The sequence below is a fragment of the Pseudomonas fluorescens genome (genome assembly GCF_004683905.1).
GTDB classification, from domain to species: Bacteria; Pseudomonadota; Gammaproteobacteria; order Pseudomonadales; family Pseudomonadaceae; genus Aquipseudomonas; species Aquipseudomonas putida_A.
Map to the genome: position 1 here is coordinate 1647123 of NZ_CP038438.1, position 12353 is coordinate 1659475.

General features: G+C 57.7%; 7 protein-coding genes. 4 read left to right on the top strand and 3 right to left on the bottom strand.

Annotated elements, in window-relative coordinates; all coding sequences use genetic code 11:
- Positions 1 to 281: 281 nt before the first annotated feature.
- From E4T63_RS07505 to E4T63_RS07515, 3 genes are all read left to right on the top strand, one after another.
- The gene (locus E4T63_RS07505) at positions 282 to 2231 is read left to right on the top strand and encodes a hypothetical protein (protein WP_167797067.1); all 1950 of its coding nucleotides are present in this window, start codon (positions 282 to 284) and stop codon (positions 2229 to 2231) included.
- A 157-nt stretch (positions 2232 to 2388) separates the two neighbouring features.
- Positions 2389 to 4341 (top strand): hypothetical protein, encoded by a 1953-nt coding sequence (locus E4T63_RS07510; protein WP_209318228.1) that lies wholly within the window; start codon positions 2389 to 2391, stop codon positions 4339 to 4341.
- A gap of 283 nt (positions 4342 to 4624) precedes the next feature.
- Positions 4625 to 6871, top strand: coding sequence for an autotransporter outer membrane beta-barrel domain-containing protein (locus E4T63_RS07515; protein WP_245223430.1), 2247 nt, complete (start codon positions 4625 to 4627; stop codon positions 6869 to 6871).
- A 114-nt stretch (positions 6872 to 6985) separates the two neighbouring features.
- Here the strand turns inward: E4T63_RS07515 and E4T63_RS07520 are convergent, their stop codons facing one another.
- The 3 genes from E4T63_RS07520 to E4T63_RS07530 all read right to left on the bottom strand — a co-directional run bounded on the left by E4T63_RS07520 (position 6986) and on the right by E4T63_RS07530 (position 9696).
- Complete coding sequence (locus tag E4T63_RS07520) at positions 6986 to 8479, bottom strand: hypothetical protein (RefSeq protein ID WP_135295186.1); 1494 nt, start codon at positions 8477 to 8479, stop codon at positions 6986 to 6988.
- A gap of 223 nt (positions 8480 to 8702) precedes the next feature.
- Positions 8703 to 9098: a YbaN family protein gene (locus tag E4T63_RS07525; protein WP_098967773.1), complete on the bottom strand. Its 396-nt coding sequence runs from the start codon at positions 9096 to 9098 to the stop codon at positions 8703 to 8705.
- A 10-nt stretch (positions 9099 to 9108) separates the two neighbouring features.
- Positions 9109 to 9696, bottom strand: a complete 588-nt coding sequence (locus E4T63_RS07530) for a YecA family protein (protein WP_007962155.1) — start codon at positions 9694 to 9696, stop codon at positions 9109 to 9111.
- Positions 9697 to 10092: 396 nt separating this feature from the next.
- Between E4T63_RS07530 and recQ the strand changes: the two genes are divergently transcribed.
- The gene (gene recQ / locus E4T63_RS07535; RefSeq protein ID WP_097090179.1) at positions 10093 to 12222 is read left to right on the top strand and encodes a DNA helicase RecQ; all 2130 of its coding nucleotides are present in this window, start codon (positions 10093 to 10095) and stop codon (positions 12220 to 12222) included.
- Positions 12223 to 12353: the final 131 nt, after the last annotated feature.

Consider the following 12353-nt stretch of genomic DNA (forward strand, 5'->3'; position numbering starts at 1 on the left):
TGGGGCGCGCGGCGAGTTCATCCCCCATTCTGCTCAACAAAAATGCAGCCTCACGCTGAGCTGACTGTTCAGTTGTTTCCAGCGACTTCCCGACAAACGGTAAGCAAACCTAGTATTTCTGACAGTAGTCAGCTTTTTCCGCCAGGCATCTAATTGGGTCACAAACGTTCCACGCCATCGTCAGTCAACGGCCCGTTTTATCTTCACGACTGCCCTGCGCGAGGACACTGTCCGCTCAATTGCCGTGGAGTTTCGCAATGGTGCCCCCAGAAGAGTCGTCGATGAGTCCGCAACACGCGCGCGGCAATGACGAAACAAGTCTTGTGGTTATTCCAGAACCGATTGTTCCGGATATCCTGAAAGACGAAGAGGGTAATGAGAGCCCGGACGGGCTATTACCTCGCGATGTATTGAGTCGCGATTTGAAAATCACGATTCCGGCGTGGGACTTCTCGACAGAGCCGGAATTCGTAAAAGACGTCGTGTTGGTGGGCTTCAGGCGACGGGGGCTTCCCTTTGATGACGACACGGCGGGGGTGTTCCCGTTCGATATTCCCATTGATCCGGGTGACAAGATTGTTTCGGTGCCTCAAAGGGACCTGGCATCTGGCGTTTACGACCTGTCGTACAAGCTCAAGATTGGTGGCAACGACGCGGAATCGCTGAAAAAAACCATCACCGTCGATAGAGTGCCGCCGGATGACGGCCAGGAACCGGCGATGCTGGATCTGCTGGATCTTGAGGGCGACATCACCGATGACTATTTGGACGAGCACGGTCAGGTTCGTTTCAAAGTACGCCTCTATCTGGACGTGAAGGCCCGTGACCGGGCGATTTATTACTGGACGGACACCAACACGCCACCGGACTTCGAAACCGAAATCCGCGAGCAGGCGTTCAGTCAGTTGGATATCGATAACGATCAACTCATCATCACCGTCTACGCAGACGAAATTCGCCTGCGCGGTCATGGGCAGCGATACATCTATTATCGCTTGCGCGACTGGGCCGGAAACCGTGGACCGCGCTCGCGGCCGCTGCCTGTGTTCGTCGATCTGACCCCGGGGGTGCCCATTCACAAGCCTCCGCGCATCCCCCTGTCGGACAGAGGCTTGATCGATCGTCAGCACGCCCGGGAGGGGGCGGTCAACCAAAGGGCGGTAACGGTCGAAATCGATGCCTATGACAATCCGTTGAGCGGCGATCAGGTACTGCTGGACTGGGATGGCACTGTTCTGCCGCCGCAGGATGTCGACCCGGCCAACTTTCCTTGCGTGATCCCTGTGCCGTGGAGTGCGCTCACAGCCAAGGGGCTGGGTCCGGTGAATGCTCGTGTCACTTACCGCGTGCGCACAAGGGGCGTCGATAGCAAACCATCAATGGAAACCCTGGTATCGGTGAACCTGACGGTGGCAGGCCAGGATCACGCCAATGCGCCGGCGTTGTTGAACCCCAAGCTTGCCTTGCTGGAGATCTACGGCGCCAAATCCAAGGTGCTGAACACATTGCTTACCGAAGATTTCGGCGAGGACGCCGACGGCTTCCTGACCTTGTTCGACGCACCTGAACGAGGACACACGATCGAAGTTTATTGGGGGAGCATCAGTACGCCCGTGGCGAGATACATCGTCCAGACCGGTGACGTTGCCGGCAAGAGAGTGCCGTTCAATATTCCATGGTCGGTCATTGACCAGGACCGCCTGAACCCGGCGTTGCCGGTCCATTACACCACCAGCAATGGCGTCAACCAGCAGTTGGCGCCATTCACGCCCGTCAAGGTGTCGATCATCATTATCGAAGGTCTCCAAGAGCCTTCGTTCCCTGACGCTGGCATCAGTGGGACGCTTGACTGCTGTGCGAAACCGCGTCTCTGGGAGCGGGTGCGCGTGAGGATTGAAGGCAACCCGGTGTTTGACGAGAAGGACATCGTGACGTTGTTCTGGCAGGGATGCGCGGGACCGAATGGCACCACGCCCATTCCCAAGGCCGCGGAACGGTTCTCGACCACCTTGAGTGCGGATCAGGCAAGAAACGGTTTTGAAGTGCATGTGACCGATTACGAAAGATTGATAGCGCCGATGCAAAACCGGGGTTCGGCGTTATGTCATTACACCTTGAAAAAGTTTACGGGTGGACGGGGTGTTTCAAAAAAAGATTTCGTGATTATCAATCGAACCATGGCCAGTGGTGCAGTGTGCTCACCCACTAATGAAACCTGTACGGAACCGTAACGGGTATTTGATTAATTAAAGTGCATTAGCCGTTTTTAGTCGGGACAGTCACGAGTATTTATTCGTGGCTGACAGAGAGTGTTGTGCCCGCGTTTTGGGCGTTAGTTGATTGACAAAATTCCGGGCAGATAAAGCCCGTTTCTGAAGGAGCTGAAAAATGGCAAGTCCGAAACCATTGACGCCCGCTGAACAAAGTCGGGTCGATTATCTGAAAGTTCGCCGTGCTGTTACAAAAGCTGATGCACCCGTCATCAAAGTGCATCCAGATAACCCATTTCTAAGCGATACGTCGGATGATGAAGCCAATCAGATTCCGCTGAGCCAGCAGGGAAAGCCTTTCAAGTGTCTGGTTCCGAGACCTGCTGAGGCTGACGACCCGAAGATGATACCGGGCTTCATTCATCTGACGTTTGACGGAAGTCCGATAGTCTCTACTCGATACGATTATGTTACGCCGCTGAACCCCGATATTCTTGAAATCGAAATGACGTTTCCTGTCGGATACACCGATAGGCCGGGGACACATGAGTTGGGATACTTTATCGATCAAGGCGGTAATGAGAGCAACTCTGAACCGTTGGAGTGCAATGTTGATAGAACTCCTCCACACCCGTTTTTTCCGGTTACTCTTCCGCAGGAAGTGATAGATGAAGGTATTACCAAAAAATATCTGGACGACATTGGTTTCGTAGCTATTAAGATTCCTGATTATGGAGATATGAGGATTGGCGATTTTATAGAGGTGTTATATGGGGACTCGATACCGTTGGCAGAGGTTGTCGATTCGATCACCCGGATTGATACCACCACTGAGATCGAGCTTGAACTTACCGCTGACCAAGTATTCAAGAAAGGTGAAGGGGATCACGCGCTTTTTTTCAGAGTCACCGACCGTAAGGGAAACCCAAGTGCTATTTCTCCATCAGTCCCCGTTACGGTCGTTCTGACAGACCCACCCGAGGGGCTGTTGCCCCTTGATATTCCGCTGTTGGACGGTGTCGGTGACGGTCTGGTCGATCTGGCGGATGCGCAAAACCCTTTGGGCGTGGGAATCGTTGACGAATACACCCACTACTTGCCGGGAGATGAGTTGGTGGTGACCTACGACGACATTCCGCAGATGGCGAAGCCCATCAGCGGGTTCCCGTGCTACGTCGATATTTCGTTCAAAAACGTGTTCAACAACGACCCTGGTGTAAAAACTGTAGCGGCCCGCTACCAAATCAAACGCGGCAGCACCTATTACCCGCCAACTCCGATTTCCAAAGATGTTCTCGTTGATTTGCGAAAGCCCGGTCTGCCGATTGATCCGGAAAATCCAGACCCGACCAATCCAATTCTGGCGTTGGTGACGGTTCAGGGTGATTCCGGAGGCCTAGTCAATACGTTGCGAGAAGCCGACAAAGATGGGGACGTTACTGTTACGGTCAATACCTATGCCGACGCCAAGGAAAATGACACCGTTCAACTTGAATATGCGGGCCAGCTTGTTTCTGAGGCGGATGGTGGCCTCGTTACGATTCCAAACACTATTCCCACATCGCTTGAGTGGAAAGTAAAGTGGGACGTTATTGCGGCGGCAGGTAACGGTGATCCAACGCACCCGATGGCTTACGTCATCGGTCATTCGCTGAACGACAACGTAGATATTTCAAAACCTCGGAATGTGGATGTGGAGATTCAAGTGGACACTGTCCCTGATCCGGCATTTTTACACCTTGATCCTAACTATACTGACTGGCTGAACTGCAAAGCCTTGCGTCTGGATCCCATCGAGGGTGTGGTGGTCGAGGTGCAGGTCCCGGGCGGGGAATTGGCACTGGCGAATCAAGAGCTGACATTCACCTATCAGGGTTATACCGACGACGGCGGTGCAAACCCCAAACCCGGGACAGACAAGGAGGTGCTCTACACACCGACAGATCAGGAGGCCGCGGCCGGCTTCATTGTGAAGATCCCATACGCGCCCTTGCTCGCGACTCTGAATGCGTGGGGTAGCGTCGGTTATACGGCTGTCATTAACGGGCGCGACGTTCCCTCCAAAGAGCATCTGGTCAAGGTGTACCTGGTCAATCCGGGTGATGGCGGAACTTGCCCGTTGCCTACCTGATTCAATGCGTTTCAAAGGAAACACGGGAGGCCGCTACGCCTCCCGTGTCCTCGCTGAAACGGTTGCTGAAACAGGCGGATCATTCCTCGAGCGGGAAAGGACTTTTCCGTCCGGAGCTAGGACTTCTCCTACATTTTTGCTTGACCCGGATAGGTATTGTTCGCGCCTTACAGTCTTTTGGCGTTTCTTCTGAAAGATGTGAGGTGATGAACATTCAGGAAGCCACGTCATGAACAAAAAACATGTTTCGCTGCAAAAAAATGCTGCGGCAGGACTCTTTAAAATGCTGGTCGTGCTGCCAGCATTTTTTTCTACCGGCGGGCATTCTTTTGCCGCCGTTATTGTCGATAACGGCAATACGCTGAATATCGATGCAAGCACACCACAGAGCGATTATCTGGTACGCAACGCAAGTGTGCTGAACATCGCGGGGGCCAGCACCCAGAGTCTGTCTGTCACGTCCGGATCAACGTTGAATATCAACGGCGCAACGGTCAATGCCGACAGTGGGCTGGTGGGTATCCGCATAACCGGCAGCACGGGTGATCTCACTCGCGCCATCGTGACCAGTGACTTTATGGGGCTGGCGGTCAATCGGTCTATCGGCTCGACCCTTAGCTCCAAGGTCACTGCAACCGACAGTCAATTCAAGGGTGGGGAAATCGGTGCTCAGGTCACCGGCTTGAGCACGCTCACGCTCATCAACAGTCAGGTGACGGGCACAGGGGCTGACAGTACCGGCCTGAACATATTGGGGGGGGATGTACGCGCCTCCGCAAACACGGTTATCAGCGGCGACAAGACCGGGGTGACTATGGGCAGGGATCCCTCGGGCCTGGGCAACAATTCACTGCGGCTCGACAACGCCAGTGTGGAAGGCCGCACCGGTGATGCGATTCTTGTGGACAAGGGCATCAATGCCACCCTTGAGGTGTTGAACCAGTCTTCCCTGACGGGGGGCAACGGCAACGTGCTGACGGTGCAGGGCGCTTCCACCGCGGGCATGTCTGTCAGCGACAGCACGCTGCAAGGCAACGTCAACGTCACCGGCAACAGTACCGCCAATCTCACCTTCGATCAGGGCAACATGAAGGGCGATGTGCTGGTCGAAAACGGTTCGACTGCCAACGTCACCCTGCAGAACAACTCGCAACTGACCGGCCGTCTCGACAAGGTCAACGGCGTGACCGTCAACAGCGGTTCTAGCTGGACCCTGACAGGCGCTGACACTGTAGGAACACTCGCCATGAATGGCGGGACGGTGCGCTTTGGTGCGCAGGATGTGCCAGATACGTTCTACCAGTTGAACGTCGGCACGCTGGCCGGCTCTCCGGATGGTTCCAGTACGTTCGAAATGAAGGGCAATTTCGCCACCGGTCAGCACGACTTCCTCAATGTCACGGGTGTAGCCAGCGGGCAATTCGGATTGCTGGTGGCCGCTTCCGGTCTGGACGCGCTGAACCCGCAGCAGTTGACCCTGGTGCACACCGCCGCCGGCGACGCGCAATTTGCCCTGAGAGGCGAGCATGTCGATCTGGGTACCTGGTCTTATAAACTTGATCGGCGAGAAGTGGGGGAGGGCGGAACGGAATGGTTTCTCGACCCGACCACCAAGACCATCAGCCCCGGGGCGAAATCGGTACTGGCGCTGTTCAACGCTCCGGTGACGCTGTTGTATGCCGAGGCGGCAACTTTGCGCAGCCGCATGGGCGAGTTGCGTTTCAATGGGGGTGACACCGGCCTGTGGATGCGCACCTACGGCAACAAGTACAACATCAGCGCCGCTTCCGGCGTGGGTTATCAGCAGACCCAGCAAGGGCTTTCTCTGGGGGCGGATACGCACCTGGGCGACAGTCTGTGGGTGGCCGGGATCATGGGCGGCTACAGCCATACCAACCTGGACGTCGCACAGGGGACTTCGGGTACGGTTGACAGCTACTATCTGGGCCCTTACGTGACCTGGATGAACAAGCAGAGCGGTTACTACTTTGATGCGCTGCTCAAGTTCAACCGCTTTCAGAGCGATACGAAAGTCGGCATGAGCGATGGCACCCGCGCCAAGGGCAGTTATGACAGCTCCGGTGTCAGCGCTTCGGCGGAGTTCGGTCGCCAGATCAAACTGGAGGATGGCTACTTCATCGAGCCGTACGGCAAACTGTCGACGGCGGTGATTCAGGGGCGCAACTTTGATCTGGACAATGGCATGGAGGCCGACGGCGATCGCAGCCGCTCGGTGCTGGGTGAAGCGGGCACCACTGTGGGCCGCAACTTCAACATGGGCAATGGCATGGTCGCCCAGCCTTATGTGCGCGTTGCGGTGCAGCACGAGTTCATCAATAACAACCGCGTGACGGTCAACGCTGATAATCAGTTCAACAACGACCTGTCTGGCACCCGTGGTGTGCTGGGAGCAGGCGTTGCAGTGGCATTGACCAAGGACCTGCAGGTGTATGCCGGTTACGACTACAGCCATGGCAAGTACATCAAGAAGCCGTATGACTTGAATGCCGGAGTGCGCTGGACCTGGTAAACCGCGTCACGATGTGAATACCTGAAAACGCCTCGCACCTGCGGGGCGTTTTTTTGTGCTGGCCTGCCGGGCAACCCGCTGTCCGGGCCGGCGGGTTGACCTGACACCTGCGACTCAGGTGAATCGCAACACGTTGATTTCCTGATGCCCGGACTCATGCGTGCCCCGCCAGTGCGGCCCGTCACGGGACACCTGGTAGAACAGATTCAGTGCACCGTTCTCCAGCACCCGCAGATTTTTTCCCGGCACGTACAAGGTCACGAGATGATTTTCCACGTCCTCCGGGCTGACGATGTGCCGAGCCTCATACAAGTAGGGAATGCCATTGGCCTTGGTGCCCAGCCAGGCCATGTTGACGATATCGTCCGTGGTCATGCCCGGGTACTGAATGTTCACGGTGGCCGATGTGATATCGGCGCTCACCGTATTGCCCGCGGCTTCGCTTAGGACCGGCGCGGGGATCCGGCCTTCCACGCTGGCGAGTTCGTGCCTGGAGGGGAGCGCAGAGCCGTCGTCCTTTTTGTAGCGCACATACGATACGTCTGCGGTTCCCATGGCAATCGCCCGGACCTGCGCATTCGGAATCTGAAATATGAGGATGCTGGGGAAGCTTTCCACCCTCTGGGATTGTCGGTTGGGCAACGGAGCACCGGTGGGTGGTGTGCCTACCCAGGTCATGGTGACGGTGTCACCCAACTCGAAATCGCTGGTGGAGGCGCGAACATGCACGTTGACATCGCGATTGTTCAATTTATCGAGATCAATGATGCCGTTGACTGACTCCTGGATGATCGGCTCATCCAGCTGCCGGATTCCGGACATGACTTTGACTGTGGTCCTCAGCGACCACTTCTCGGAATGGTTGAATACCTCGTCATGGATCCCGTAATGCACCACCTGCGCGTTGCCGTCGCCACCGGCCACAATATCGTCCTGGTGTGCGGTGATCTCGATAGGTGCCGTGCCGGCTGCCTCATCGGCGCTGACGGTATGAGGTGGCAAGAAGGCATTGCCCCATTGCACCTGGATAACGTCGCGCACGGCGATGTTCGGGTAGGGAGGAATAACCATCGGCACACCCTTGGCTGCCCAATCCGCATCCACGCCGTTAACGATGACGTCGCGCGGCAGCTGCACGATGTGCAATTTTGCATGTCCGGGCAAATGGGGGTCATCGTCTTTGCCGCCCGGCAGATCCAGCTTCACCAGTATTCGCAAGGGCGTGGCGGGCTCGTCGGGGCTGGTGCTGCCTGCGCGGGTCAGTACGTAGTAGACCTCGTCGACCCAGCCGGGAAGGATGTTCGTCACAGGCAGGAAGAAAAACACCGGTTGGTTGCTGCCGTCTTCGTCATCCTGCAGAACCCGGGTAAAGATCTTGTGGTTCTTGCCCCAATAGATATCGAGCGTGTCACCTTTGCGCATGGGTTCGGCGTAGGCATCGACGGCGCAGAACAAACCATTGGGATACCGGTAGTAGGTTTTGCAGTTGATACCGCCGTCCCCATCGACGATCGGCTCTATCATGGCCGAAATCCGCAAGGGACGTAGTTTCAGCCCCGGAACTTCAGTCTGCAAGCGTGGAAACAGGAAGGAGTGAAAGTGCGTCATGACGAAAAACCTCGGCGAAGGACAGGTGGCTCTGCGAGGAAGGCGTTGATTAATTGGGCCTGATGTGGCGAGTATTGCCTACTGTCAGAAATAACAGGTAAGAGGTTTTTTCCGACGAGCGGTCAGTGGCAGGGCACTTGGATAACTGGCTCGAAACACACGAAACAGACAGCTTGAGGCGCTGTATCGGGAGTAAATGCAGATGTAGCGGGGGCGGCGGTATTCAGGATTTATCCAAAGTCTTTTGCCGAAGGATGTACACCGTCACCAACACCGCGCTGGTCAACATGAACCCCCGTGCCCACGGCAGCGGCACCAGGTAGCACGAGAACAGAATGCTCGCCCACATCAGCCCGATCGCGTAGACCTTGCCCTTGAGCGGAATGCCGTTGCCGTCGAGGTAGTCGCGGATCCATGGCCCGAGCTTCGGGTGCTCGACCAGCCATTGATAGAAACGCGGAGAGCTGCGCGCGAAGCAGGCTGCGGCGAGCAGCAGGAAAGGGGTGGTGGGCAGAACCGGCAGGAAAATCCCGATCACCCCCAATGCCACGCTGAGCCAGCCGACGGCCAGCAGGAAGTAGCGCAACATCAGGGAGCGGTTGCCTATGGGGTTGTCCATAGGCCGGATCTTAGTGGTGACGTGGCTTGAGGATCGCCGGTTTTTCGTCTGGCGCCTGGCACAGCAGGTACAGCGCGGTCAGGGCTTCCGGGATCTGCACGATCATGTCGTCCATCAGGTTGGCGTCCTTGGCGATGTCTTCGAACTCTGGCTGCTCGTCGAACAAGCCCGAACCGACCATGATCGGCAGGAGCATTTCGCTGACTTCTTCTTCAGCGGTTTCGAACCAGGCCGCTTCACGCAGGAATACGCCTTCCATGAAGCCGATGCACCAGCCGCGCAGTTCAGAGTCGTCCGGCTCGTCGCCCAGGTCCAGGTCGCACGGCAGTTCGAATTCTTCGTCGGACGCCAGTTGACGGGCGATGTGTGCCTTGAGACCAATCAGGGTGGCTTCGATTTCTTCGCGCTGGGCTTCGCTGCTGTAATGCGGCTCTTCGGCGAACAGGGCGTCGATCCACTCACGCTCCGGTACGTCTTCTGCACAGATTGACAGGGCGGTCAGGTAACCGTGGGCGGCCACGTAATCCAGCGCCTCTTCGTGCAGCTCGTCGGCGTCGAGAAAGACTTGCAGGCGGGTTAGTTGCTCAGCGAAGGACATTACGGGGCTACCTTGGGGGAATAAACAATGCGGGAATTCTAGGCCTTCTTGAGCGCTCAAGCCAGCCGCACGGCAGATTTGCCGCAATTACAGGCAACACGAATATCCCTGTGGGAGCGGGCTTGCTCGCGAATACGGCGTATCAGACACTTTTGCATCGACCGGCACGCCGCCTTCGCGAGCAAGCCCGCTCCCACAGGGTTTTCGTGTTGGCGGCTAGCGGAGTCTTATCAGCGGCACCCTGTGCCGGGGAACGCTCGGGTATACTGCCGCGTTTTGCGCTCCCTGCTCGTATTGCGGCTGTCATTGCAATGCGCTCTTACGTTTTGTTTAAGCAGCTGTGGCTGTCCTGAACCAGCCTGTGCAGGGATGTTTCGGTAGATTTTTGGAGTTTTTATGCTCGAACAGGCTCAACGCGTCCTCAAGGACATCTTCGGCTACGACAGTTTCCGTGGCCGTCAGGGTGCAATCATTGAGCGCGTGGCCAGCGGCGGTGATGCGCTGGTGCTGATGCCTACCGGTGGCGGCAAGTCCTTGTGCTTCCAGGTCCCGGCGTTGCTGCGCGAAGGCCTGGCGGTGGTGGTGTCGCCGTTGATCGCGCTGATGGACGATCAGGTCGCCACCCTCGAAGAGCTGGGCGTGGCCGCTGCGGCGCTGAACTCCACGTTGAGCGCCGAACAGCAGCGCGATCTGGCGGCGCGGATCAAACGCGGTGAAGTGAAGATGCTCTATCTGGCGCCCGAGCGTCTGGTGCAGCCGCGCATGCTGTCGTTCCTGCAAGGCTTGAACATCGCCCTGTTCGCCATCGACGAAGCGCACTGCGTGTCGCAATGGGGCCATGATTTCCGCCCGGAATACCTGCAACTGGGCCAGTTGGCGGAAATGTTCCCCGACGTACCGCGCATCGCCCTGACTGCCACCGCCGACAAGCGTACCCGCGAAGAAATCGTCACCCGCCTGCACTTGCAGAACGCCGAGCGTTTCCTGTCGAGCTTCGACCGCCCGAACATCTTCTACCGCATCGTGCCCAAGGAGCAGCCGCGCAAGCAGTTGCTGGCGTTCCTTGCCGAACGCCGCAGCGATGCCGGCATCGTCTATTGCCTGTCGCGCAAGAAGGTCGAGGAAGTTGCCGCGTTCCTCAGCGAGCAGGGCTTCCCGGCGCTGCCGTATCACGCCGGTCTGCCCAATGATCTGCGCGCCTACCACCAGAAACGCTTCCTCAACGAGGAAGGCCTGATCATGGTCGCCACCGTGGCGTTCGGCATGGGCATCGACAAGCCCAACGTGCGTTTCGTCGCGCACCTCGATCTGCCGAAATCCCTGGAAGCCTATTACCAGGAAACCGGGCGCGGCGGCCGTGATGGCCTGCCGGCGGATGCGTGGATGGCTTACGGTCTGCAAGACGTGGTGATGCTCAAGCAGATGCTGCAGAACTCCGAGGGCGACGAGCGCCACAAGCGTCTGGAGCAGCACAAACTCGACGCGATGCTCTCGCTCTGCGAAGAAACCCGCTGCCGCCGCCAGACCCTGCTGGCGTACTTCGACGAAGACATGCCCGAGCCGTGCGGCCACTGCGACAACTGCGTCGATGGCGTGCAGACCTGGGACGCCACCGAGCCGGCGCGCCAGGCACTGTCGGCGATCTATCGCACCGGCCAGCGCTATGGTGTCGGCCATCTGGTGGACGTGTTGCTAGGCAAGGACAACGAAAAGGTCCGCAGTTTCGGTCATCAGCACCTGTCGGTGTACGGCGTCGGCAAGGCGCTGAGCGAGAGCGAATGGCGCTCGTTGTTCCGGCAACTGGTGGCGCGTGGTCTGGCCGACGTCGATCATGAAGGCTACGGTGGCCTGCGCCTGAGCGATACCTGCCGGCCATTGCTCAAGGGCGAAGTGAGCCTGGAGCTGCGCCGCGACCTCAAGCCGCAAGTCACCGCCAAGACCGCCAGCAAGAGTCCGGCCAGTCAGCTGGTGCGTGGCGAAGAGCGCGAACAGTGGGAAGCCTTGCGTGCACTGCGGCGCAAACTCGCCGAAGAGCATGGCGTGCCACCGTACGTCATCTTCCCCGATTCGACCCTGCTGGAAATGCTCCGCAGCCAGCCGACCTCGCTGGCCGACATGGCGCGGGTCAGCGGTGTTGGTGCGCGCAAGCTGGAACGTTACGGCGAAGCCTTCCTGGAAGTGCTCGGCGGCGAGGCCGAGGCGCCGAAAGTGGTGGCCGATGTGCGTCACGAACTGATCACCCTTGCCCGCGCCGGCATGACCCCGATGCAGATCGCCGGGCAGTTGCAGTGCTCGGAAAAGAACGTCTACACGATGCTCGCCGAGGCCATTGGCAAACAGCAGTTGTCGCTGGAGCAGGCGCTCGATTTGCCTGAAGAACTGATGGGCGAAGTGCAAGACGCGTTCCTCGACGGCGAGGGCGAGTTGCCGTCGGTCGCCGAGGTGGCCGAGCTGTTCGCCGGTCGGGTTCCGGAAGGTGTTCTTTACTGCGTAAGGGCTGCGCTGCAATCGGAATTCGAAATGTAAGAGGGCGATTGCGCCAACCGTCAGGCAGTTGTAACGATTCAGTACAGGTCGGCTCTTGCCTATAGCCAAATGTCATGCTTAGCTGACTAATAATTAGTTTTTCTCTATTTGTCAGTCTACTCATGAGTGTT

Excerpts from the sequence above, each read along its gene's own strand:
- E4T63_RS07505 (WP_167797067.1), top strand. The coding sequence starts at position 282 with ATGAGTCCGCAACACGCGCGCGGCAATGACGAAACAAGTCTTGTGGTT.
- E4T63_RS07510 (WP_209318228.1), top strand. The coding sequence starts at position 2,389 with ATGGCAAGTCCGAAACCATTGACGCCCGCTGAACAAAGTCGGGTCGAT.
- E4T63_RS07515 (WP_245223430.1), top strand. The coding sequence starts at position 4,625 with ATGCTGGTCGTGCTGCCAGCATTTTTTTCTACCGGCGGGCATTCTTTT.
- E4T63_RS07520 (WP_135295186.1), bottom strand. The coding sequence starts at position 8,479 with ATGACGCACTTTCACTCCTTCCTGTTTCCACGCTTGCAGACTGAAGTT.
- E4T63_RS07525 (WP_098967773.1), bottom strand. The coding sequence starts at position 9,098 with ATGGACAACCCCATAGGCAACCGCTCCCTGATGTTGCGCTACTTCCTG.
- E4T63_RS07530 (WP_007962155.1), bottom strand. The coding sequence starts at position 9,696 with ATGTCCTTCGCTGAGCAACTAACCCGCCTGCAAGTCTTTCTCGACGCC.
- recQ (WP_097090179.1), top strand. The coding sequence starts at position 10,093 with ATGCTCGAACAGGCTCAACGCGTCCTCAAGGACATCTTCGGCTACGAC.